17 protein-coding genes are annotated in these 24,633 nt (G+C 67.3%); 5 read left to right on the top strand and 12 right to left on the bottom strand.

Translation table 11 applies throughout. The features are described from left to right. The first annotated feature begins 434 nt into the window (after window positions 1–434). The 3 genes from BACI348_RS02030 (at window position 435) to BACI348_RS02020 (ending at window position 4,674) form a co-directional block, all read left to right on the top strand. On the top strand, window positions 435–1,520 hold the full coding sequence (locus BACI348_RS02030; RefSeq protein ID WP_159823720.1) for an S-(hydroxymethyl)mycothiol dehydrogenase: 1,086 nt from the start codon (window positions 435–437) through the stop codon (window positions 1,518–1,520). Then, the gene (locus BACI348_RS02025; RefSeq protein ID WP_159823719.1) at window positions 1,520–2,140 is read left to right on the top strand and encodes an MBL fold metallo-hydrolase; all 621 of its coding nucleotides are present in this window, start codon (window positions 1,520–1,522) and stop codon (window positions 2,138–2,140) included. Before BACI348_RS02030 ends, BACI348_RS02025 begins: the two co-directional genes overlap by 1 nt. A gap of 137 nt (window positions 2,141–2,277) precedes the next feature. Next, window positions 2,278–4,674 (top strand): FdhF/YdeP family oxidoreductase, encoded by a 2,397-nt coding sequence (locus tag BACI348_RS02020; RefSeq protein WP_159823718.1) that lies wholly within the window; start codon window positions 2,278–2,280, stop codon window positions 4,672–4,674. Here BACI348_RS02020 and BACI348_RS02015 read toward each other — a convergent pair. The 9 genes from BACI348_RS02015 to BACI348_RS01975 form a co-directional block, all read right to left on the bottom strand. Further along, entirely contained in the window at window positions 4,562–6,706 is a 2,145-nt protein-coding gene (locus BACI348_RS02015; RefSeq protein ID WP_236557358.1) for an HNH endonuclease signature motif containing protein, read from the bottom strand. The two genes, BACI348_RS02020 and BACI348_RS02015, sit on opposite strands and share 113 nt — an antisense overlap. Window positions 6,707–6,992: 286 nt before the next feature. Then, window positions 6,993–9,500 (bottom strand): GcvT family protein, encoded by a 2,508-nt coding sequence (locus BACI348_RS02010; RefSeq protein ID WP_159823717.1) that lies wholly within the window; start codon window positions 9,498–9,500, stop codon window positions 6,993–6,995. A 35-nt stretch (window positions 9,501–9,535) separates the two neighbouring features. After that, window positions 9,536–10,501: a formyltetrahydrofolate deformylase gene (gene purU, locus BACI348_RS02005; protein ID WP_159823716.1), complete on the bottom strand. Its 966-nt coding sequence runs from the start codon at window positions 10,499–10,501 to the stop codon at window positions 9,536–9,538. Between the two features lie 9 nt (window positions 10,502–10,510). After that, window positions 10,511–12,412 (bottom strand): BCCT family transporter, encoded by a 1,902-nt coding sequence (locus BACI348_RS02000; protein WP_159823715.1) that lies wholly within the window; start codon window positions 12,410–12,412, stop codon window positions 10,511–10,513. Further along, the gene (locus BACI348_RS01995; protein ID WP_236557356.1) at window positions 12,403–12,663 is read right to left on the bottom strand and encodes a hypothetical protein; all 261 of its coding nucleotides are present in this window, start codon (window positions 12,661–12,663) and stop codon (window positions 12,403–12,405) included. Before BACI348_RS01995 ends, BACI348_RS02000 begins: the two co-directional genes overlap by 10 nt. 321 nt (window positions 12,664–12,984) lie before the next feature. Next, a complete protein-coding gene (locus BACI348_RS01990; RefSeq protein WP_159829703.1) occupies window positions 12,985–14,748 on the bottom strand; it encodes an acetyl/propionyl/methylcrotonyl-CoA carboxylase subunit alpha in 1,764 nt (587 codons plus the stop codon). Between the two features lie 8 nt (window positions 14,749–14,756). After that, a complete protein-coding gene (locus BACI348_RS01985) occupies window positions 14,757–16,451 on the bottom strand; it encodes a 5-oxoprolinase subunit B/C family protein (RefSeq protein ID WP_159823714.1) in 1,695 nt (564 codons plus the stop codon). A gap of 19 nt (window positions 16,452–16,470) precedes the next feature. Further along, window positions 16,471–17,823, bottom strand: coding sequence for an MFS transporter (locus BACI348_RS01980; RefSeq protein WP_159823713.1), 1,353 nt, complete (start codon window positions 17,821–17,823; stop codon window positions 16,471–16,473). A gap of 57 nt (window positions 17,824–17,880) precedes the next feature. Then, window positions 17,881–18,639, bottom strand: coding sequence for a LamB/YcsF family protein (locus tag BACI348_RS01975; protein ID WP_201298358.1), 759 nt, complete (start codon window positions 18,637–18,639; stop codon window positions 17,881–17,883). 106 nt (window positions 18,640–18,745) lie between these two features. On the opposite strand from BACI348_RS01975, the gene BACI348_RS01970 reads away from it, so the two are divergent. Together BACI348_RS01970 and BACI348_RS01965 are read left to right on the top strand one after the other, a co-directional pair. Then, a complete protein-coding gene (locus BACI348_RS01970) occupies window positions 18,746–19,459 on the top strand; it encodes a GntR family transcriptional regulator (protein ID WP_159823711.1) in 714 nt (237 codons plus the stop codon). Window positions 19,460–19,495: 36 nt separating this feature from the next. Further along, window positions 19,496–20,656, top strand: coding sequence for an MFS transporter (locus tag BACI348_RS01965; protein ID WP_159823710.1), 1,161 nt, complete (start codon window positions 19,496–19,498; stop codon window positions 20,654–20,656). Here BACI348_RS01965 and BACI348_RS01960 read toward each other — a convergent pair whose 3' ends face one another. The 3 genes from BACI348_RS01960 to BACI348_RS01950 all read right to left on the bottom strand — a co-directional run bounded on the left by BACI348_RS01960 (window position 20,657) and on the right by BACI348_RS01950 (window position 24,534). After that, a complete protein-coding gene (locus BACI348_RS01960) occupies window positions 20,657–21,463 on the bottom strand; it encodes an IclR family transcriptional regulator (protein WP_159823709.1) in 807 nt (268 codons plus the stop codon). Between the two features lie 32 nt (window positions 21,464–21,495). Continuing rightward, window positions 21,496–22,767 carry a helix-turn-helix domain-containing protein gene (locus BACI348_RS01955; protein WP_236557354.1) on the bottom strand — a complete coding sequence of 424 codons (1,272 nt, stop codon included), beginning with the start codon at window positions 22,765–22,767 and terminating at the stop codon, window positions 21,496–21,498. A gap of 210 nt (window positions 22,768–22,977) precedes the next feature. Beyond that, complete coding sequence (locus BACI348_RS01950) at window positions 22,978–24,534, bottom strand: glycoside hydrolase family 32 protein (RefSeq protein ID WP_159823707.1); 1,557 nt, start codon at window positions 24,532–24,534, stop codon at window positions 22,978–22,980. Window positions 24,535–24,633: the final 99 nt, after the last annotated feature.

Here is a 24,633-nt window from a genome sequence, read left to right as displayed (position 1 = left end):
ATAGCCTAAGCGTGATCTGGGCCACGGTCAATGGTCCTTTCCATACGCCCATTTTGCAGCTCTGGGGCAACATGGGATCCGCCGGCCCATGGCGCGGCATAGTGAAACAATGGGCAGGGGGTTGCACCAGAAGAACCCGCGTTGCGCCAAGAACTGCGAATTCAGCGGAATTCCGCGTGCTCGGCGGACGCAGCACAGGAGGTTCTCTTGACACCCCGCGTGACGGCTGACATATTCACGAGTACGCGCTATGTGAGTTGTGTTGTGCATTACGCAATAGAATCTGGCAGGGCGGGAGGATCGGGTGCCTGCCCGGACCATCCTTTGGGGTTGCCTGCCCACCCTTTTGGGTAGCCGCCCCGACGGGCCGCGGCTCCTAGAATTGTTAGTCGGGTCGGGATCCTCGTCCGGCCAACGAAAGGAACACAGGAATCATGGTTCACAAAGTCAAGGCAGTCATCGCCAAGGAAAAAAATGCTCCGGTGTCGTTGGAGACCATCCTGGTTCCGGACCCGGGCCCAGGCGAGGCTTTGGTGGATATCCTCACCTGCGGGGTGTGCCACACGGACCTGCATTACAAACAGGGCGGTATTGGCGATGACTTCCCGTACCTGCTCGGTCATGAAGCAACCGGCGTGGTATCTGCGGTGGGTGAGGGCGTGACGGAGGTAGCCCCCGGGGACCGCGTCATCCTGAACTGGCGCGCCGTGTGCGGGCAGTGCCGCGCCTGCGCCAAGGGGCAGCCGCAGTACTGTTTCAACACCGCCAACGCCACCCAGAAGATGACCCTGGAGGACGGCACCGAACTCTCCCCCGCACTGGGCATCGGCGCCTTCGCGGAGAAGACCCTCGTCGCGGCGGGCCAGTGCACCAAGGTTGACCCCGGGGCTGATGCTGCCGCCGTCGGGCTGCTGGGCTGCGGCGTGATGGCCGGCATCGGCGCCGCCATTAACACCGGTGAGGTCAAGCTCGGCGAGTCCGTGGCAGTCATCGGTTGCGGCGGCGTGGGCATCGCAGCGATCGCCGGCGCCAAGCTCGCCGGGGCCACCACCATCATCGCGGTGGACATCGACGCGAACAAGGTCGAAATGGCCAGGTCGCTGGGCGCCACGCACGGCATCGATTCCAGCAAAGAAGACCCCATCGAGGCTATCCGCGCCCTCACGGGAGGCAACGGAGCGGACGTGGTGATTGACGCCGTCGGCCGTCCCGAAACCTACAAGCAGGCGTTCTACGCCCGCGACCTCGCCGGCCGCGTGGTCCTGGTGGGCGTCCCCACGCCGGAGATGACGCTGGAACTGCCGCTGCTGGATGTCTTTGGCCGCGGCGGATCGCTGAAGTCCTCCTGGTACGGCGACTGCCTGCCCTCCCGGGACTTCCCCATGCTCGTCTCGCACTACAAGCAGGGGAACCTGGACCTGGACGCCTTCGTCACGGAGCGCATCACCATCGACCAGGTGGAGGAAGCCTTCGGGAAGATGCATGAAGGCAAGGTCCTGCGTTCGGTGGTGGAGCTCTAATGGCGCTCACCATCGAAAACCTCGTCACCTCGGGCACGTTTTCGCTCGACGGCGGCACCTGGGACGTGGACAACAATGTTTGGATCGTGGGCGACGACACCGAGTGCGTGATCATCGATTCCCCGCACGACGCTGCGGCGATCATCAACCAGGTCCGGGGCCGGAAGGTCCTGGCAATCCTGCAGACCCATGCGCACAACGACCACATCGGCGCCGCCCGTGAGGTCGCTGACGCCGTGGGCGCACCGATCTACCTCAACCCGGAAGACCTGGTCCTCTGGGAACAGGTCTACCCGGACGCCAAACCGGACCGGGATCTGCACGACGGCGACGTCTTCGAGGTGGGTGGGGCTGCCCTGCGGGCCATCCACACCCCAGGCCACTCCCCCGGTTCCACCTGCTTCTACCTGGAAAGCGAAGGAACGGTCTTCACCGGGGACACCCTGTTCAACGGGGGCCCCGGCGCCACCGGGCGGTCCTACAGCGACTACCCCACCATCCTCACCTCTATCCGCGAACGGCTGCTCACCCTCCCGGGCGAAACAGTGGTCCGCACCGGCCACGGCGACAACACCACCATCGCCGCGGAGCGAGAGACCCTGGCGAAGGTGGCTCAGTAGCAGCAGGTTCAACAGCAGTGCCGCCGGGGCGCGCCGGGAAAGCCCGGCGCGCCTTCTCGGTGGCATCAGCCGTGCAGCAGGACAACGAGCAGTGCAACAGGACGAGCAGGACGTATGCCGGTTAGGAAGTTGGAACGATGAAGTTCGGTAAGCAGCCCGCCCCCGTCGCGGATATCAACGAGGATGACCTCGAGGTCCATAAGCCCAAGAGCGAGGCCGCCGGCGTCAAGGCCGTGATGGTGGCGCTGGAACGCGCGGTGGCGCAGGCCGGCGTGGCCCGGACGGCCCATTCATTGCTGCGGTTGAACCAGCGGGGCGGTTTTGACTGCCCGGGCTGCGCGTGGCCCGAATCGGACAGGAAGCGCAAGGCGGCCGAGTTCTGCGAGAACGGCGCCAAGGCGGTGGCGGAGGAGAACACCCTGCGCACGGTTGGGTCGGAGTTCTGGGCCAAGCACTCGATCGCTGAGCTTTCGACGAAGACGGAGTACTGGCTGGGCAACCAGGGCCGGCTGAGCGAACCGGTGGTGATCCGGGCGGGCGAGACGCACTACTCGCCGATTTCCTGGGCTGAGGCGTTTGACCTGATCGGCGAACACGTCCGGGCGTCCACACCGGACCGGTGCGTCTTCTACACCTCCGGGCGGACCGCGAACGAGACCGCGTTTATGTACCAGCTCTATGCCCGGGCGATCGGCACCAACAACCTGCCGGACTGCTCCAACATGTGCCACGAGTCCTCCGGCTCGGCGCTGAACCCCACCATCGGCATCGGCAAGGGCACCGTGTCGCTGGACGATATCCACGACGCCGAGCTGATTTTTGTGGTGGGGCAGAACCCGGGCACCAACCACCCGCGCATGCTGTCGGCGTTGAAGGAGTGCAAGGACAAGGGCGGCAAGGTGGTGGCGGTCAACCCGCTGCCCGAGGCCGGCCTGTTCAACTTCAAGGACCCGCAGACCGTTTCCGGGGTCGTCGGCGGCGGCACGCCCCTCGCGGATGAGTACCTGCAGATCAAGGTGGGCGGTGACCTGGCACTGTTCCAGGCGCTTGGGCACCTGCTCCTGGCCGAGGAGGAGCGGAACCCGGGTTCCGTCGTCGACCATTCCTTCATCGACGCCCAGACCGACGGGTTCGACGCCTACCGCCAGGCGCGCGCCGAGCTGGACTGGGCCGAGACGGAGAAGGCCACCGGCCTCACCCGGGCCCAGATCGAGACCGTTGCCGGGATGCTGATCAAATCCAAGGCCAGTATTTTCTGCTGGGCCCTGGGCGTGACCCAGCAGCCGCACTCGGTGGACACCATCAAGGAAATGGTCAACGTCCTGCTGCTGCAGGGCAACTTCGGCAAGCCCGGTGCCGGCGCCTGCCCCGTCCGCGGACACTCCAACGTCCAGGGCGACCGGACCATGGGCATCTGGGAAAAGCCCAAGGAATGGCTCCTCGACGCGCTCGATACCGAGTTCGGGATCGCCTCCCCGCGGCACCACGGCTACGACGCCGTCGAGGCCATGGAAGCGTTCGAACGCGACGAGGTGGACGTGTTTGTCTCCATGGGCGGGAACTTCTCCCTGGCCTGCTCGGACACCGAAACGCTGGAAGCGGGCATGCAGCGGATCGGCCTGACCGTGCACATCTCCACCAAACCCAACCGCTCCCACATCGTCCACGGCCGCACCTCGCTGATCCTGCCCACGCTGGGCCGGACGGACAAGGACGACAAGCACCCCAAGGGAGCCCAGTTCCTGTCCGTGGAGGACTCCATGTCCGTGGTGCACTCCACGCAGGGCCGGCTGACCCCGGTCTCCGAGCACCTGCTCGCAGAGCCCGTCATTGTGGCGCGGATGGCTGAGGCTACGTTCGGCCCGGACCACTCGGTGGACTGGAAGGCGATGGCCGAGGACTACGACGTGATCCGCGACCACATCGCCCGTGTCCTGCCCGGCTTCGAGGACTTCAACACCCGGGTCCGGACCAAAAACGGGTTCGTCCTGCCCAACCCGCCACGCGACACCCGGTCCTTCAAAACGGACATCGGCCGCGGGCGCTTCACCGTCAGCCCGCTGGAGTACCTCACCCCGCCGGACGGGCACCTGGTCCTGCAGACCATCCGCAGCCACGACCAGTACAACACCACCTACTACGGCCTGGACGACCGCTACCGCGGCATCTCGGGCGGCCGTCGGGTGATCCTGATCCACCCCGAGGACCTGGTGGAGCTGGGTTTCAAGGACCGCGACCTCGTGGACGTGGTCAGCACCTTCCGCGGCCACGACAGGAAGGCGGACAAGTTCCGCCTCGTCGCCTACCCCACCGCCAAGGGCTGCGCGGCAGCGTACTTCCCCGAGGCCAACGCCCTGGTCCACAAGGAAAACGTGGCCCGCGAATCCAACACCCCCGGCTTCAAAGCCATGTTCGTCCGCTTCACCCCGCATGGTGCGGACGGCGCCGCGGAGGTTTCTTCGGAGGAACTGGAGCCTGCCACGGAGGGGCTAATCCCCGGGCGATCTTACAAGAGGGAGCCAGTAAGGACATGACGACGACGGCGACATGCGGCGAGTGCCCGCGTGTCGCCGTCGCCGGGTGGGTGAGCGCGCCCAACCCCAGAGCCGGTGGTTGAGCCTGTCGACCCGAAAACCCGTGGGTGACCAGGTCGAAACCCGGGCACGGTGAGCCGGTCGAAACCCAGAGCCGGTGGGTGAGCCGGTCGAAACCCCAGAGCCGGTGGTTGAGCCGGACGAAACCCGGAGCCCTGTGGGTGAGCCGGTCGAAACCCAGAGCCCTGTGGGTGAGCCCGTCCAAACCCAGAGCCGGTGGGTGAGCCCGTCGAAACCCGGGCACGGCGGGTGAGCCGGTCGAATCCCGGAGCCTGCTGGTGGGTGCTTCAGAGGGCGCAGGAGTGCGGTTGGTCAGGCGGGTGGGGCGTGCAGGAACCGCTCGAATCCCTCTTCGCCCGGGGAGAGCCTGGCGTAGATGAAGTCCGGAGGGCTGCCGGCGGTTTCCACGGTCCCGGACTGAAGGTGGTGGGGCCAGTGGGGTGGTTCCCAGTCGTGGTGTTCTGCTTTGTAATGCCTCTTCGCCCGGGGAGAGCCTGGCGTAGATGAAGTCCGGAGGGCTGCCGGCGGTTTCCACGGTCCCGGACTGAAGGTGGTGGGGCCAGTGGGGTGGTTCCCAGTCGTGGTGTTCTGCTTTGTAATGCCTGCCGGTGGGTGAGGTCCAGCCCGGCGGCGCGTTTTTCGTGGCTGGATCGGGTGTCCAGCCGCTGTTGTGTTTGAGCCGGTGATGTTTCGGGCAGAGCTGCGCCAGGTTGCTGATTCCGGTGGTTCCCCCGTGCTGCCAGGCCGTGAGGTGGTCGGCCTCGTTATCCAAGGAGGCGTTGCTGCAGCCGGGGAACGTGCATTTACCATCCCGAAGCTGCAAAGTCTTTTTCATGGCCCGGGTCAGCCGGTAGCTGGTGCGGCCGATCTCCAGCGGCGCCCCGTCACGCGGGTCCACGAGGACCCGGTAGAACGAGGTGGCCCCGTTGGCGACCAGCTGGCGGGCCATCGACGGCGGAATCGGCCCGTACCCGTCCAGGACCGCCGGCTCCTCGGTCAGGCCCAACAGGGAGAACACCGGCACGGTGACCAGCACCTGCGCCCGGACCTCCGAGAGACGGCCATCGGTTCCGGGACCGGTAACGTCACCGGCTCCGTGACTGGCTCCCGGACTGGTGGCTCCGGGACTGGTGGTTTCGGGAGCGGCGGTGGCTGGTCTGGTGGTGCCGCCGAGGAGCCACCCGGCATACAGGTCCGCCCGCAACTGCGTCAGGGTCCGGCCCGCCCCCGGCCCCTGCAGCCCCCGGCCGGCGGCGGTAAGCCGGTTCCAGACCGCCGTGGCCTGCCCCGCAGGCAAGTACGCCGAAAGCGAGGCCATCCCGTCCGGCTCCGGCCGGAACTCCACCCGCCGATCCGCCACACCCCTGGCATGGCGCTTCTCAATCGACGCCGCATGGTGGCGTTCCCGCCACGTCCGGGCCCTGGCCCTGAACCGGTACGCCGGCATCTCCCCCACCAACGCTGCCGTGGCCGGCCTCGGTACGTCCGGGTCCAGGAACTGCGCCTCCAGAGCCGCCGCACCGGCCCGGTCCAGGCCGACCGCCTCATCCACCATCACCAGCGCGTGCTGCCAGGTGATCGCCCCGTCCTGCAACGCCGACACCGTCAACGGCAACTCCCCTACCAGCGCATGCGACGCGGACAGAAACGCACCCGCGGCCCGGGAACCCAACGACAGCAGGGCCCCGATCTCCGCCGCGACAGCCATCTCCAAAGCCTGCACCGGAGCGTCCGGCGGCGCCGCAGCGTAGGCGGTCTCCGCGTACGCCGCGGCAGCCCGGGCCTTCAACCATGCGAACCCGGCCTCCGCCTCACGCGCCACCGCAAGAATATCCAAGCACCCATCCCCCAGCCCCGCCAACGGATCAACCTCCGAAAACGGCACCGCACCACGCTCAACCACCTCGGCATGAAGCACGGCAAGAGCAGCCCTGACATCACTCCTCGCCTTCACCACCGCCGCTTTCCCCATAAAACAATCATCACAAGGGGGTCTGACAAAACAGGGCCTGTAACCGGGTCCCCGGGAATTTTTCCTGAAATTTTTAGGGTCCGGTTCCACGACCCCCGCGGAGCGCCAGCGATTGCGCTCTTCAGGGTCACATCCGCTCCACCCCGCGAGCTGGCGGTTACCGGCAATCTTCGACGCCCGGACGGCCGCTAAGTTCCATCTCGCGGTGACACGAAAAACCGGGGGCCGCCAGTTGGCAGCCCCCGGTTTCCCGATGGGGTTTAGACAGGTTCAACCAGCGGGCTGGTCAGCCGCGGAGGCGCTCCATGCCGGGGTCGAAGAGCGGTTCGGGAGTGACAGTAGCGGCCACCCGGCGCCCGAAGTACTCGATTTCCACCGAGTCGCCCTCGGACACCGAGGCCGGCAGCCAGGCGTAAGCAATGGGCTTGCGCACCGTGTAGCCGTAGGCGGCACTGGTGACGTAACCGGCAGCCGAGCCGTTCACGTACACCGGTTCCTTGCCCAGCACGATGGACGTGCCGTCGTCGACCGTCAGGCACCGCAGTGCCCGCGTGGCAGGCTGCTCCTTGCGGGCGGCGAGAGCCTCGGCACCCACAAAACCGGTCTTGTCCTTGGCCACGGAGAAACCCAGGCCGGACTCGTACGGGTGGTGCTCGGACGTCATGTCCGTACCCCAGAGCCGGTAGCCCTTTTCGAGCCGCATGCTGTTGAAGGCGCCGCGGCCGGCCGCGATGATGCCGTGCTCCCGGCCCGCCTCGAACAGCAGGTCCCAGAGCTTGAGCCCGTGCTCGGCGGTGGTGTAAAGCTCCCAGCCCAGCTCGCCCACGTAGGAGAGCCGCATGGCTGTGACGGGAATGCCGCCCACGGAGATTTCCTTGGTCCGGAAGTACTTCAGGCCGTCATTGGTGAGGTCGTCGGCGCTGACCTTGCCGATCACCTCGCGGGCCAGCGGGCCCCACAGCCCGATGCAGCAGGTGCTGCCGGTGATGTCGGAGACATGCACCCACTGGGAAGGATCGGTGGCCGACTGCTTCCGCGCCTCCACCCGCAGGTAGTCAAAGTCCACGTTGCTGTTGACACCCAGCTGGAAGTCTTCCTCCGCCAGCCGTGCAACGGTCACGTCACTGCGGATGCCGCCGTCGTGCTCCAGCAGCAGGCAGTACGTCACGGCACCGGGCTTCTTGGCGATGTTGCCCGTGCTGAGCCGGTGCAGCAACGCCTGCGCGCCCGGGCCCACCACGGACAGCCGCTTCAGCGGCGTCATGTCGAAAAGTCCGACGGCGGTACGCGTCTTCCACGCCTCGGCGGCAGAGATGGGGGAAGAGAACATGGCGGACCAGGGGTCACGCTCCGGCGTCTGCCATTCGGCCGGCAGCTCCTCGAGCAGGCCGCGGTTGGCCTCGAACCAGTGCGGCCGCTCCCAGCCGGCGGACTCCAGGAAGAACGCCCCCAGTTCCTTCTGCCGGACGTTGAACGGGCTGACGCGCAGGTCCCGCGGGGATTCCTTGGGCTGCAGCGGGTGCAGGACATCGTAGATTTCCACGAAGTTCTGCTGGGACGTTTCGCTGACGTACGCATCGGAGGTCTGCACCTTCTCGAAGCGGGTGAGCTCACAGCCGTGCAGGTCGGTGTGCGGGTGGCCCTCGATCAGGAGCTCGGCCATGGCCTTGGCCACACCGGCGGAGTGCGTTACCCAGACCGCTTCGGCCACAAAAAGGCCCTCGACGTCCGGGGCCTCGCCGATGAGCGGGCCGCCGTCCGGGGTGAAGGAGAAAATGCCGTTGAAGCCGTCGTTGATCTGCGTGCCGTGCAGGGCCGGCAGCAGGTCCTGGCAGTCCTCCCAGGCCGGGGCGAAGTCCTCGAGGGTGAAGTCCAGGCGGGACGGCATGTGGTGGTCGGACATTTCCTCGGCGCCCACGCGCGGCAGGTTGGCCATGTCCACAGGCATGGGCTTGTGCGCGTAGCTGCCGATCCCGATCCGGTCCCCGTGCTCGCGGAAGTACAGGTCGCGGTCCTGGTAGCGCAGGATGGGCTTGCTGGCACCGTTGGGCAGTTCGTTGACACCGCGCAGCGCGTCCAGCGGTGTGGTCTTGACGTACTGGTGCGCCAGCGGCAGCAGCGGCACGCTGAGCCCGGCAAGCTTGCCGAGCTCACGGCCCCAGAATCCTGCACAGGAGACCACGATGTCCGCCGGGATGACACCGGATGAGGTCTCCACCCCGGTCACCTTGCCCCCCCACTGGGCGATGCCGGTGACGGCGGTGGAACCGAGGTAGGTAACCCCGGCGGCGCGGGTCTTGGCGATGAGCAGTTGCACGGCGCGGGCGGCGGATGCCAGGCCGTCGCTGGGCACGAGGAGGCCGCCCAGGATGCGGCGTCCGTCGGCAAGGGCACCCTTGTTCAGCAGCGGGTAGTGCTTCTCGCACTCGTCGGCGTCGATGATCCGGCCTTCAACGCCCCAGGAGGTGGCGTAGCCGAGCTTGCGCTTCAGGTCCTCCAGCCGGGTTTCCGTGGTGGCCAGTTCCAGCCCGCCCACCTGGTTGAAGCAGGAAACGCCGTCCGCGCTGAGCGAGAGCAGCTTTTCCACCGTGTAGCTGGCAAATTCGGTCATGGTCTTGGACGGGTTGGTCTGGAAGACCAGGCCCGGGGCGTGCGATGTGGAACCGCCCGCCAGCTCCAGGGGCCCCTGTTCCACCACCGTGATGTTGGTCCAGCCGCGGGTGGCGAGTTCGTCGGCAAGGTTGGTACCAACGATGCCGGCGCCGATGATGACAACGCGTGGTGATGCGCTCATAGATAGTTCTCCTGTTTGCTTTGCGGGCGTTCGCGTTAGCGGAATACGACAGTGCGGGTGTTGTTGAGCAGGACGCGGTGCTGGCAGTGCCACTTCACGGCACGGGCCAGCGCCTGCGTTTCGGCGTCCCGGCCCACGGTCACCAGCGCGTCTGCGTCCAGGCTGTGGTCCACGCGGAACACCTCCTGCTCGATGATGGGTCCCTCATCCAGGTCAGCCGTGACGTAGTGCGCGGTGGCGCCCACCAGCTTCACGCCGCGGTCGTAGGCCTGGTGGTAGGGCTTGGCACCCTTGAAGCCGGGCAGGAATGAGTGGTGGATGTTGATGGCCCGGCCGCGGAGGCTGGCGCAGAGGTCGTTGGACAGGACCTGCATGTAGCGGGCCAGGACCACCAGGTCCGCGTTGTACTCGGCCACGAGCTCCAGCAGCCGGGCTTCCGCCTCGGGCTTGGTGGCTGCAGTCACCGGGACGTGGATGAAGGTCAGCCCGGCGGCCTCCGCCATGGGGCGGAGGTCCTCGTGATTGGAAACCACGACGGCGATCTCCGCACCCAGGCTGCCGGCCTGCCACCGGAAGATGAGGTCGTTGAGGCAGTGCCCGAACTTCGAGACCATCACCAGCAGCCGCTGGGGCCTGCCGTCGTTGAAGGTGTAGTCCATGCCGAACTCACCGGCGATGGGCGCGAAGGCGGCTGAGAGGCTGTCCACGTCCTGGTAATTGAGCCCGTTCTCATGGTGGATGTCCGCGCCCAGGGTGAACGCGGTCCGCAGGTAAAGCTTTGCGCTGACGTGGTCGTCGAACTGCTGGTGCTCCACGATGTCGAAGCCGCGGTCTGCCAGGAAGGCGGTGACAGCACGGACGATCCCGGGCTGTTCGGGGCAGGACAAGGTGAGGACGAACTGGGCCCGGCGGGTGGTGGCACCTGCGGTCGCCGCGCCTGCTGCCGCGGTGGCGCCGGCAGTGGTGCTTCCTGACGGGATGTTCTCAAGAAGGATCGTCATGGTGTGCTCCTAAAGGTGTTGGGGGGAAGGCTTGCTGGCATCGGCGCCGGGGGCGTCGCCCGGACAGGTGCCGTCCGGGCAGCGTTCCCCGCACTCATGTTTGGTGACGAAGTCGAACTGGACGCCGCCGTGCTGGTCCACCCCTGTACGGATGGCGCGCTCCACGACGGAGTCAGCCAGCCGCCGTCGGAGGGAGAGCGGGTCCCGGCGCAGGTCCTTGACCAGGGCGAAACAGAGCAGCAGCATCACCAGCACGAACGGCAGGGCGGCCACGATGGTGATCCGTTGCAGTCCGGACAGCGCCTCGGAGGGCTCATCGCCGCCTGCCAGCATCATCACCGCGGCTACTGCGCCGGTGAGCAGGCCCCAGAAGATGACCAGCCCGCGCTTCGGGTCAGCGGATCCGTTGGAGCTCAGGGACGCCATGATGATCGACGCCGAGTCGGCACCGGTGATGAAGAAGATGGCTACCAGGACCATGGCCAGGACAATGACGGACGCGGTCAGCCACTCCGGCATGGACATGTTGCGGACCAGGTCGAACAGGGCTCCGTCGAAGTCGATGGACGGTGAACCGCTGGCCATGGACACCAGGCCGGGGGTACCCGCCTTGTCAGCTTCCTGCTGGACGTGGAAGGCGGTTCCGCCGAAGATGCCGAACCAGATGACGCTGACGATGCTGGGGACCAGCAGGACGCCGGTGACGAACTGGCGGATGGTGCGGCCGCGGCTGATGCGGGCAATGAACATGCCCACGAACGGCGTCCAGGATACCCACCAGGCCCAGTAAAAGATGGTCCAGCCGGACATCCAGGTCCGCAGCGCCTCGTCACCGACGGCCTCGGTGCGGGAGGACATCTCAGCCAGATCCCTGGCGTAGTCGCCCACTGCCGCGGGAATGAGGTTGAGGATAAACAGGGTGGGCCCGGCGATGAAGACGATGAGCGCCAGGACAACGGCAAGGACCATGTTGATGTTGGACAGCCACTGGATGCCGCGGCTGATGCCGGACACGGCCGAGGCCACGAAGCAGGCTGTCAGGACGGCGACGATGGCCACCAGGACGGGCGTGCCCACCTCGCCGATCCAGCCGTTGGAGGTAAGCCCGCTGCCGATCTGGAGGGCGCCAAGGCCCAAGGAGGCTGCCGTGCCGAAGAGGGTGGCGAAGATCGCCAGGATGTTGATGAACTTGCCCACCGGGCCTTCCACCGTCCTGATGCCGAACAGCGAAGTGAATGCTGCGGAGATCAACTGTCGGCGGCCCAGCCGGTAGGTGCCGTAGGCCATGGCGATGCCGACGACGGCGTACATGGCCCAGGGGTGCAGGGTCCAGTGGAAGATGGAGGTGGCCATCGCGGTCTGGATGGCCGCCGGAGTGCGTCCGTCCACCGTTCCGGGCGGCGGGGAGATGTAGTGGTAGAGCGGCTCTGCCACGCCGTAGAACATCAGGCCGATGCCCATGCCGGCGGCAAACATCATGGCGATCCAGGAGACCGTTTTGAATTCTGGCTTTTCGCCGTCCTTGCCGAGGGGGATGTTGCCCCACTTGCCGAGGGCAAGCCACAGGATAAAAACGACAAACAACGAGGCCAGGACCATAAAGAGCCAGCCCGTGTATTCCATCACCCAGTTGAGGGCGGTTGTTGACGTGGCCGCCAGGCTGTCCCGGCCCAGGAAGCCCCAGGCCACAAAGGCCAGGGCCACTGCACCGGTGATGCCGAAGGTGGCTTTGTCCAGGGTGAGCTTTCGGTTCCGGCGCTCCGCCACGGCCTGTTCGGCCTTGGTCTGGCGGAGTTCCTGCATGATCTGTTCGGTGTCTTCGGCCTCGGACGCGGGACCGTGGGAGGCGGGAAGGTTTTCGGCTTCGGGCCAGACGTCGTTGTCCGGACGGGTTTCACTGTTTAGAGCCATGAGCAGGTCCTTTGGTTCGGATTCACGGGCTGGCGCTTAGACTTGGCCGCCCATCCGCCGTGGGGGACGTTGGGGACGTCCGTCGATTCGGTGATCATGATGCGGCCTTCGATCACTGTTGTTTGGTGGTGGCGTACCGGCATTTTGGCCGGTGGCGCGTCGACGCTTACGTCACGGAGGCTGAACCCGGAGGTGTCCAGCTGCAGGGCTTCCCCGGGTGCCGGTTCGCTGAGCGGGCCTGCCTTGTGCACGATGGTCCTTTTTCTTTGTTCCAGGTTCCTCGGGGACAATTCGTGAGTTCCGTCATGAACAACAGCACTCGCAATAAGCAACAGAGTGCGCCACCTCACACCGCTTGTCAAGGGTTTTTGCTTCTATTGCGACCCCTCCGGCGCTTATTGCGGAGGCCTTGACAGCGGGCACAGCAAAGATCATCCTGTTTCAGATGACGGGGCCTGTTGCGTCAGCAGCAATCGATGACTGTGCACGAAAAAGGCCCCGGACGTTTTAGTCCAGGGCCTTTCCCCATAAGGCGGGCGCGGCACACCAGCCGACGGCCGCGCGATTCGGCTTCAGCCCGCGATCGTCGCCAGCACCGCCCCTGCCTTCACTACTCCGCCGGCTTGGGCCCGGACATCCGTGACGGTTCCCCCGCGGTGGGCGGCAACCTGCGTCTCCATCTTCATCGCCTCAAGCACCACCACAGGGTCCCCCGCCGACACCTCGGCGCCCGGCTCCACCAGCCACTTCACCACCGTCCCAGCCATCTCAGCCCGCAGCTCTCCGGGGGCGGCAGCTGCAGCCGCAGCGCCGCCGTCGTACTCCGCGTCGAGGGAAACCCCTGCGGGGACGGGGGCGCCCGAACGTGCCCAGCCGTCCAGCAGCGCTGCGGGAAGGCCGACGGCGAGGCGCCGGCCATCGACGTCCACGGTGATGGTGCGCCGCGCGCCTTCCGGAACGGTGGTGCCGAAGCCGGGATCTGCAGGGATGAATCCGGCAAAGTCGGTTTCGATCCAGCTGGTGTGGACGAGCAGCGCAGTCTCTGACGTGAAGTCCGGCGCCTCGACGACGGCGCGGTGGAACGGCAGGACGGTTGCCACGCCGGTGATCTCCATTTCGGCCAGGGCGCGGCGGGCGCGGCGCAGCGCCTGCTGCCGGTCCGCCCCGGTAACAATGAGTTTGGCCAGCAGGGAGTCGAACTGCGGCGCCACGATGGACCCTGCACGCACCCCGGAATCCAGCCGGATGCCCGGACCGGTGGGGCCGCTGAACGTGGCGATGGTTCCCGGCGAGGGCAGGAATCCGCGGCCCACGTCCTCGGCGTTGAGCCGGAATTCAAAGGAGTGGCCGCGGGGCTCGGGATCAGAGGCGAAGCGCAGGGTTTCACCGGCGGCGATCCGCAACTGCTCCTGGACCAGGTCCACGCCCGTTGTTTCCTCCGTGATGGGGTGCTCCACCTGGAGTCGGGTGTTCACCTCAAGGAAGGCCACCGTGCCGTCGGCGGCCACCAGGAACTCCACCGTCCCGGCCCCCGTATAGGCGGCTTCGCGGCAGACGGCTTTGGCGCCATCATAAATCTGCCGGGTCTGCTGCTCGGTGAGGAAGGGCGCCGGCGCCTCTTCCACCAGCTTCTGGTGCCGACGCTGGAGCGAGCAGTCGCGCGTTCCCACCACCACCACGTTCCCGTGCCGGTCCGCCAGGATCTGCGCCTCCACATGCCGGGGCCGGTCCAGGTACCGCTCCACAAAGCACTCGCCGCGGCCGAACGCCACTACGGCTTCGCGGACGGCGGAGTCGAATGCTTCCTCGATCTGATCCATCTCACGGACCACCTTGAGCCCCCGCCCGCCGCCGCCAAACGCGGCCTTGATGGCAATCGGAAGGCCGTGCTCTTCGGCAAAAGCCCTCGCCTCCGCAGCCGAGGCAACCGGCCCGTCGCTGCCAGCCACCAGGGGAGCGCCTGCGCGGACGGCGATCTCGCGGGCCGTAATCTTGTTGCCGAGCAGACGGATGGCTTCCGGGCCGGGTCCGATCCAGGTCAACCCGGCATCGAGGACAGCCTGGGCAAAGTCGGCGTTCTCGGACAGGAACCCGTACCCGGGGTGCACTGCGTCCGCTCCGGAGTCCGCGGCGACCCGCAGCAGCCTGGGGATATCAAGGTAGGTATCCGACGGCGCGTTGCCGGCCAGGCTGTAGGCCTCGGTGGCCGCCCCCACGTGCATGGCGTCGGCGTCCACGTCCGCATACACGGCGACAGACTCCAGGCCGGCGTCCTCGCAGGCGCGGGCGATGCGGACGGCGATTTCTCCGCGGTTGGCAATCAGGACCTTGCGCATTGTGCTGCTCACTTTTTCTTGGAAACGTTGGGGGAAGTGCTGGACAGCCCAAGGGGCGGGGCATACCCGGGGGCCCAGCGGAACCTGATGCGGCCGCCGATGGGGACCTGGGCGGCAAGGTCCAGCTGGTGGTCCACCACCACGCCCACCACGGGATAGCCACCGGTGATGGGATGGTCCGCCAGGAACAGCACGGGCTGCCCCTCCGGGGGGACCTGGATGGCGCCGGACATCGTTCCCTCGCTGGCCAGTTCCCCGTCCCGGCACCTCTTGAGGGGCTCGCCGTCCAAGCGCATCCCCACGCGGTTGGAGCGCGGGGTCACCGTCCAGTCCTGCGTGCAGAGTGATTCCAGCGCGGCGGCGTCGAACCACTCATCCCGGGGACCGGGGACGACGTCCAGGACGGTCACCCCGGCATCCGGATACTCCGGCTGGAGCTCCGGATTGCCCACCACGTTGGAGGACGTTGCGGCTCCGGCGGCAAGCAGCTGGCCCGCGGCCAACGGTGCCGGCCCAAGGCCGGCGAGCGTGTCGGTAGACCGGCTGCCCAGCACGCTTTCGGCGTCCGCGCCACCGCGGATGGCGAGGTAGCTGCGGCAGCCTCGTTCCGGCGCGCCAAGGGTCAGGATTTCGCCGTCCAGCAGGGCAAACGCCGTGGCCATGGGCACCTCGCGCACCTGCTCCGGCAGGCCGGCGTCATCTGTGTCACCGGCATTGACGTTCGACGGCGTGAGCACAGTAAGTGCCGCGGGCGCGCCTGTCACAGCAAGCACCTGGTCACCCACGGCCTGCACGCGCAGCCCGCCGGCGACGGTCTCCACGACGGCGGCGGAGGGCTGGTTGCCCACCACGCGGTTGGCGCGGCGCAGGGAAGAACGGTCAAGGGCGCCGGCCGCCGAGACTCCCAGCCCGCCGTGGCCGGGACGGCCGAGGTCCTGGACCAGGCTTTGAAGCCCGGGCGAGAGGATCCGCAGCCCGGCAGCTGTGCCGGCCTCACGCGCAACCGCAGCACCGGATTCCGCCGTGCCGGCGGACCCCGCGGAAACCTCCACCAGCTCCCGCACGGCCCGGAACTGCACCCGGTCCCCGGGCGCGGCCAAGGCAGGCTGCTCCCGGCTGAGGTCCCACATAGGTGCTGCGGTGCGGCCGATCAGTTGCCAGCCGCCCGGGGATTTGCGCGGGTATACGGCCGAGTAGTTGCCGGCCAGCGCCACCGAGCCCGCCGGAACAGCCGTCCGCGGCGAGCTCCGGCGCGGCACTTCCAGGACTTGGTTTTCGCCCACCATGTACCCGAAACCGGGTGCGAAACCGCCAAAGGCAACAGTCCAGACCTGCCCGGTATGGGCGGCCACCACTCCCTCGGCCCCCAGGCCGGTGAGCCGCCCCACTTCGGCGAGGTCCTCGCCGTTGTACACGGTCTCGATGGTGACCAGCATGCCCTCGGTGTGGGGCCGGACGGTCAGGTCCATCGCCATCAGGCGCTGGGCCATGCGGCGGGCGGCAGCAGGCGAATCCGCCGTGACCATCACGGTTTCGGCGGCGGCCAGGACGTCCACCTGGCCGTCCAGCGGTTCCTCCAGGAGGAGGGCCTGCAGTGCCAGGACGTCCTGGAGCCCGGAGAGTTGGGCGAGCACCGCCGTGGTGCCCACCGGCCGGACGGCGCGGACCCGGGCAGCAGTGCCGGGATTGGTGACAGTTTCCATGGGAATCAGGCCGCGCCGCTCAGGCGTGGCTGCCCTGCGCGGTGCCGTTGTGGAGCAGGTTGAGGTCCGCTTCCGGCTGCGGGTCTCGGCCCAGGCGCATGCCCACGATGGTGATGACGGCGGTCAGGGCGATGTAGCCGGCGATCAGGTACCAGCCGCCGGATGCCGCGCCGTAGAGAGCGGTGAAGATCAGCGGAGCCACGGCACCTCCGATGACACCGGCCAGGGTGTAGGCCAGCGAGCTGCCCGCGTAGCGGAGGCGGGCCGGGAACTGCTCGGTGATGAAGGCGGCCTGCGGGCCGTACATAAAGGCGTGCAGGGCCAGGCCGATCACCACGCCGATGGTCAGCATCGCCACGGACCTGCCCTGGATCATCAGGAAGAACAACGGGATGTAGGCGGCCGTTGCCGCGGCGGCAATGCCGTAGAGCCAGCGGCGGTTGAAACGGTCCGTCAGGGCGCCGGCGGCCGGGATGAGGAACAGCTGGAAAGCAGAGCCGATGAGGATGGCGGCAAGCACGTTGCCCGTGGTCATTCCCAGTTCCTTGGTGGCGTAGACGGCAACAAACACCGTGAACAGCGAATAGAGCACGTCGGGGCAAACCCGTGAGAGGGCAGCCGAGACCAGGGCCCGGGGTTCGGTGGTGAAGACTTCCTTGATGGGCGCCTTGGGACGGTCCCCCTTGGCCTGGATGGCTTTGAAGACCGGGGTTTCCTCCAGCTTGAGGCGGATCAGCAGGCCGAAGACCACCAGGACGGCCGAGGCGAGGAAGGCTACGCGCCAGCCCCAGGAGAGGAACGCCTCGGTGCTGAGCGAGGCCGCCAGGACGGCAAGGACGCCGTTGGCCATGAGGTTGCCGGCCGGCGGGCCGATCTGGGCCGCCGAGGACCAAAAGCCACGCTTGTTGGGGTCGCCGAATTCGCTGGACAGCAGTACCGCACCGCCCCATTCACCGCCGACGCCGATGCCTTGGGCCAGGCGCAGGAGCACCAGGATGGTGGGGGCTGCGACGCCGATGACCGAGTAGTCAGGCAGCGCACCGATGAGGACGGTGGCGATGCCGATCAGCACCAGGGTGAAAACGAGGACATACTTGCGGCCGATCTTGTCACCGAGGCGGCCGAAAATGACGCCGCCGATGGGGCGGGCCAGGTAGCCCACCGCGAAGGCCGAGAAGGAGAGGAGCAGCCCCACAAACTCGTCATCGGAGGGAAAGAAAATCTTGGGGAACACCAGCGCCGAGGCGACGGAGTAGATGGCGAAGTCGTAGTACTCGAGCGACGTGCCGGTGAGGCTGGCGATATACGCCTTGAGCGCGCCGGCCGGCGGCTTCCTTGCCGCAGTCCTTGCTGCCTTGTTGGTGCTGGTCATGTTTTCCTCCGGGGGTGAGGGGTGGTGCGAAAGGCCGGGAAGCGGCCGGGGATGGGTTTAGAGGAACGAGCCGATGGTGACACCGGCGTCCCCCAGAGCGGACTTCACCGCGGCGGCCATGGCTACGGCCCCCGGCGAGTCACCGTGCACGCAGATGCTTTCTGCGTGGATGTCCAGGATGGAACCGTCGATGGCCCGGACGGACCCTTCGGTGGCCATCCGCAGTACATGTTCCGCCACTTCCGCGGGATCGTGAAGGACCGCTCCGGGCTGCGACCGGGACACGAGTGTTCCGTCCGGGTTGTAGGCGCGGTCTGCGAACGCTTCTGTCACCGGCCGGAGCCCGGCTTCCGCCGCAAGCCGGAGGACTTCGGAACCGGGCAGGCCCATGATCGGCAGGCCGGGGTCAACGGCTTTCACGGCGTCGACGACGGCCTGGGCCTGGGCGGTGTGGTGGATGATGGCGTTGTAGAGGCCGCCGTGCGGCTTCACGTAACGCACTTCGGCTCCCTCAGCGGCCGCCAGCGCCTGCAGGGCACCGATCTGGTACACCACGTCGTCCGCGAGCTCGTTCGGTTGGATATCAAGGAAACGGCGGCCGAAGCCGGCGAGGTCCCGGTAGCCCACGTGCGCGCCGATGACCACACCGGCGGCAACAGCTTCACGGCAGGTCCGGCGGATGACGCTGGGGTCACCCGCATGGAAGCCGCAGGCCACATTCGCGCTGCTGACCGAGCGGAACATGGCGACATCGTCACCGAGCGTCCAGTTGCCGAACGATTCGCCGACGTCGCTGTTGAGGTCGATAAGTGCCACTTGTGATCTCCATCTCATGGGGCGGTTCATCTAGGATGCACTAAAACCAGCGATTGTTCAACAATCCTTCGATTCAACGATGTGACGATCATGTAAATTCATCCGTATGGCCACCGACCGCACCGACCGCACCGCTCCCGGCCGCCTCTCCGCCAGCCGCCTTCGCGTGGTTGTCCCGTCCGTGGCGGAACGGGTGGCCGACGAACTCCGCCTCCAGCTGGCCGAGGGGGCCCTGGTCCCGGGAGCCCGCCTCACCGAATCCACCATTGCCGAGGATTTGGGCGTATCGCGCAATACGGTCCGCGAGGCGTTCGCCGAGCTCGCGAGCGAACGGCTGGTGGTCCGCCACCCCAACCGGGGAGTCTTTGTGGCGAGCCTCGGTGCCGAGGACATCCACGATGTCTATACGGTCCGACGGGCGATCGAGGTCAGTGCCCTGCGCGCGGGCGGGAGTCCGGAAGACGTGGCCGCCGTCCGGGCCGCCGTCGAGGAAGGCAAACGGGCTGCTGCTGCCGGTGACGATGAGGCGGGGGGCACCGCCAACCAGCATTTCCACGGCGCGATCGTTGCCATGGCCAAAAGCCAGCGCCTGAACACCATCATGGCCCAGGTGCTGGCCGAGATGCGCCTGTTCTTCCACAAAGCCACCGCTGACGCCCTGTTCTACCAGCGTTACCTGCCGGACAACGAAGCGATCTGCGAGGCCCTGGAAGCCGGCCAACTGGACCGCGCCGCGGATCTCCTGCTGGCGTACCTGGACCGCTCCGAGGACAACCTCACCGAGGTGCACGGTGACGACGGCGGCGCCGATGCCGGGTGAGCGCATGACGCCACATCAGCGGCAGGGCACGGGCGGATGAGCGCTGCCGGATACCTTGCGGCTTCGGTGCCGCCCAGGCTGGCGATGGCCGGTTCCTCCGTCGCCATCCCCATCCTCGCCGTCCAGGAACTGAACGACGTCGGCATCGGCGGCGCGCTGGTGGCTGTCTCGCTCGGTCCCAGCGTCGTAGCGGCGCCAATGGTGGGTGCGGCCCTGGACCGCTCACGCCGGCCAGGGGCCCTGATCGCGGTGTCGGGTTTCCTGACCGCGGCCGCACTTATTACGGCGTCCTTCCTCGGCCAGGTCCCGCTGCCCTTGGTCTTTGTGTTGCTGGCCGTGGCCGGGGCAGTTTCGCCTTTTTACATGGGCGGACTCTCCAGCTTTGTGGCCGAGGAGATCCCGGACCAGCGGCGCGCCTTCGCCTACGACGCCCTCTCCTACAACATCTCCGCCGTCGCCGGGCCCGCACTCGTCGCCGTGATGGCCACCTTCCTTCCGGGCGGTGCCGCGCTCTGGGTGCTGTCCGCCGCTGCGCTCATTGGAGCCGTCAGCGCCGCAGCCACCGGACTCAAAGCCCGTGGCCGGACAGCAGGCTCCGTGTGGCAAACGGTCAAGTCCGGGCTGCACCGTATCCTCAGCCACCGGCCCCTCGCAGTGGTGACCGGAGCATCCACCCTGAGCCAGCTCGGCCAGGGCGGGCTGGCGGTGGCGGCCGTGGCACTGTCCATCGAACGGATCGGAAGCCCCGGCGAAGGCGCACTCCTGGTGACCGCGTTCGCCGTCGGCAGCCTCGCAGGGGCGCTGTTCGAAACCATCCGGCCCAGCCGTGCCCGCCCGCAGGCTGTGATGATGTTGGGCTTCCTGGCCACGGGACTGCTGACCATTGGCGCCGCCTTCGATTTCGGCACCGCCTGGACGGTGGCTGCCATCGGCCTGTCCGGAGTGTTCACTGCGTCCACTTCCGCGGCCATGCTCTTCCTCCGCAGCCACCTGAGCCCGCCGCACCTGCGGTCACAGATCTTCACCGTGGGTGCCGGCTTCCGTGCCACTGCGTCCGCTGCAGGCGCCGGCCTCGCGGCTTCGGCAACAGGCCTGGGCGGAGGAGCCGCCGTGGCAGGCATTGGCATGATCTGGGTGGTTTCGGCCGCGCTGATGGCCGGGTACCCGGCCGGCCCGGCCGCAACCAGCGCCCCGTAGCTAACGCCGGGTGTAGCCCATCCTGGCGCTGACCTGCAGTCCGGCCTGCTTTATGCCCTCGATGAGTCCGGGGATCTCCTCAGGCTCAAAGCGGAAGGCCGGCCCGGAGATGCTGATGGCCCCGATCACCGCGCCCAGGTGGTTATAGACCGGCGCTGCTACGGCGGTCAGGCCGATCTCGAATTCCTCCCGCACCACGCCGTACCCGTCGCGGGCGACGGCGAGCAGCTGGGTTTCGAGTTCCTTGCGGTTGGTGATGGTCCTGGGAGTCCGTGCCGGCAGCCCGGTCTCCTTCAGGATGCGGTCCCGGTCCTCTGCCGGCAGCGCAGCCAGCAGGACCTTACCGCTTGAGGTAGCGTGCAGCGGCGTCAGGTTGCCCACCCAGTCATAGGTGGCAAGGGTGGACGGGCCCATCGCCTGGTCCACGTTGACGGCATAATTGGAGCGGAGGACGGCCAGGTTCACCGTTTCCTTGAATTCCTCCGCGAGGGCCTCCAGCACGGGCCGGGCCTCGCGGACCAGGCTGAGCCGGCCTGGGATGGAACTGGCCAGCCGCAGGATGCCAAAACCCAGCTGGTACTTTCCTCGGTCGCTGTTCTGGTGGACCATTTCCCTGCTCACCAGCGAACCGAGCAGCCGGGAGACGGTGGATTTGTGGATGCCCATTTCCTCGGCGATGTCGCTGACGCCGGCATGGCCGTCCCGCGCCAGGATCTCCAGGACCGCGAGGGCACGGTCCACGGACTGCACGCCGCCATGGCCCGCCTCCGCCTCGACGTCGGGTTCGCGGTCAATGTTGGAAGCCATGCTCCATACTCTCAGGTAGGTGGCGGCTGATGTTAACGCCGGCCGTTGCTGTGGGCGAGCGCCATCGCTTCAGTGCGCGAGGTGGCGCCGATCTTCCGGTAGAGGTTGCGGAGGTGGAACTTCACTGTGTTTTCGCTGATGTGCAGTTTCGCGGCGATTCCCCGGTTCCGCTGGCCGGCGGCGAGCAGCTGCAGCACTTCGACTTCCCGTTCCCCCAGGTTCCAGTCAGCCACTTCGGCCAGCGGGCGGGCAGGCGGATCGAGCGGAATCACCACGGCGATATCGGAACCCCAGCCGGGCATCACGTCCACGCCCATGCTGCCGTTGAGCACCTCGACGCGCTGGACGAGGCGTGCCATGGCGGGCGATGACGCGGACAGTTCTCCGTGGCCGTCGTCGCGCACGTTGATCAGGAGGTTCACGCCGTCGCAATCCCACTGCGTCCGGACCCGGCGGACACCCTCCTGGTCCACCATGGCGAGGACCAAACCGCGCACGATCGCCCTGGCGGCGTGCGCCACCTCGCCGGGAAGCGCCCGGCCGTTGACCGGCGGCTCGATGAACTGGACGTCGATGCCGCTGAAGTTCATCAGCGGGCGCAGGTCCTCGCGGAGGCGCTGGAACGCGGAAGCAACGGGCTCCTCCACCAGGTCTGTGGTGCGGTCGCTGAGCGTGCGCAGCCCCACCAGGGCTTTGGCCGCGACGTCGGTGGCGGCCGTGCGGGCGGCGGCGGCGGTCAGTGCAGGTGACCGAAGTGCAGCCAGCAGGGCTTCGAGGGTGGTGGAGTGCTGGTCCACGAGTTCGGCAGTCACGCGCAGGCGCTCCGCGGAGGCGGCGCGGGATTCGATGAGGTACGACGGCGGTGCGTCCGCCACCTTTTCGCGGATCCGTTCAGCGGCCAGCGTCCAGAGGTAGTGGAGGATCCACTGCCCGTCCGGCCCGCCATGGGAGGCCGGGGCGGGCTGCGGGTCGGAGAGGACCAACAACGCGTTGCTGGGCGAAGTGACGGCAAGGAGCGGTCGCTTCTCACCGCCGAAAGCTGCTTCGCCGCGCCAGATGCCGGCGTTGGCGTCGAGGAGTGCCGCCCGGATGGCGTCGAGTTCGGCGATGGAGACCCGGCTGATGATGGCTTCATCCCCGGCTTTCTTCTGCGGCCGGCCGGTGCAGTCCTCGGTGAAAATCACCAGGGAACTTGAGGCCCAATAGGGGCTGAGGGCGGCCCGCAGGCGGTGGGCGATGTCCGGGAGGGGAGCAGTGGCCAGCGCGGCGACAGCTTCCAGCAGGGCAGTGTTGGGGCGGTCCACCTGCCCAGTGTACGGGCAGGCGGTGCTACCCGACCTGCCCCTTTGGGCGGCGGGGACCGCCCCTTCCCGGCGTTGGACCCATCTAGCGGACGGGTGGGCAAGCATTAATGCAGCCAGGCGGTGGGTGATTGAGCCTGTCGAAATCCGCGCCTGTCGAAATCACAATGGCGGCCCCACCTTTGCGTGCGGGCCGCCGTTGTGGCTTTTGGGCTATTCGAAGGACCGGATGGTGATACCGGAGAAGGTGGCGGGGCCGCCATCGGTGTAGAACGAAATCCCGGTGTCGCCGTCCGCGAAGTGCACCTGCTGCGAGAGCACGGTGTGGCCGGCGTTCACAAAAACTTCCACGCTCTGCGTGTCAACGAAAATCCGCAGGTGCACCGAGCGTGCCGCGGCGTCGATGGGCGCGGCCGCCCGCGTGAACGGCACCAGGGAGAAGCCGGCCAGGTCCGACGGCGCACGGTCCACGTAAAGTTCGTTGCCGTACTTGCCGATGTTCGTGTGGCGGGCGCCGTCGGCCGAGAGTCCCACCGAAACGCCGACGTTCGCTGCGGCATCCCAAGCGATGTCCAGCTCCAGTTCGTAGGCCCGCCCGCTCCACGGCAGCACCAAGCTTCCATTGACCGTGCGGTCCGGAAACGCGGTGGTGGAGGTGGCGTGCTGTGCCAGCGCGCCGATCGGGCTGCTGAGCAGCGAATACCAGCCGCCTGCCTGGCGTTCCAGGCGCAGCTCCCGCACGATCGAGTTCTGGCCGTTGTACCCGTCGGTGGCATCGGTGGGGAGATCGCGGGCGGCGTACTTCCAATTGTTCATCCAGCCGATCGCGTACCGGCGCGCTTCGGGGGCTTCCACCGCGGGCCAGGTCACGCCGCCGTACCAGTCCCAGCCCCAGTCGAGCCACTGCGGGTTGCTGACATCGTCGGCGAGGAACTGCTCGCCATTCCACGTTCCGGTCCAGTAGGCGTAGGTCATGGGAAGCCCGATGCTGTAGGCATCCATGCTGGCCCCGAGCACCCAGTGGCGGGTGCCGTCGTCCGCTGTCATTTCGAACAGGTCGGGACACTCGATCCCGCCGAGGGCGTGATTCGGAAAGTCGAAGTTGCGTTTGAGCTGCCAGTCGCGCAGGTTCGGGGACGTGTAGAAGGCGGCATAGCGGGCCCGGCCGATCACGCACACCCACTCGCCGCGGGCCGCATCCCAATGGATCTTGGGGTCGCGGAACCACTCCGCGTTCCCGATCTGCGCCTGGGTGCTGGCGGCCCTGCCGTCGGTGTTGACGATCACCGGCCCGGGCAGCGCGGTGAAGGTGTAGCCGCCGTCGGTGGACCAATACAGGTACTGCTCCTGGTATTTTCGGATGCCGCCCGTGGGCTGCGACGCGAGTGCCACAACGGCACCGGCACCGAAGCCAGCGGTGTTCGCGACGTCCACAACGGCTGAGCCCGACCACACGGGAAAGTCCGTCTGCAGCGGCAGTGCCACACCATGGTGGGTGAAGGCGACGCCGTCGGTGGTGGTGGCGTGGTCCCAGCCGCCTTGGCCGTTGTTTTGCGTGGAGTGCAGGTAGTACAGGTGGTAGGCGCCATCCAGGTAGACCGGGCGCTGCGGGTCGCAGAGCCAGCCGGACGGCGGCGTCATGTGGAAGACGGCCCGCAGGGAACCCTGGGCGAGGGCGGGATTGGCTGGCACGGTACTGCTCATCAACAGGGCGAGGGCTCCCGCCCCGGTTCCCTGCAGGACACGGCGACGCGAAATGGCATGAGTCATCATTGACTTCCTCTCGAGGGCTGCTTTGCCCAGCGCCCGGGTGCCGGAACCTTCGTTGATCCACGTCAGAGCACCATTTGATTAAGCGCTTTAGCACGA

Origin of the sequence: Arthrobacter sp. 9AX, assembly GCF_902506095.1 — a bacterium.
Taxonomy (GTDB): domain Bacteria; phylum Actinomycetota; class Actinomycetes; order Actinomycetales; family Micrococcaceae; genus Arthrobacter.
This window is presented reverse-complemented; position numbering and strand designations above follow the sequence as displayed.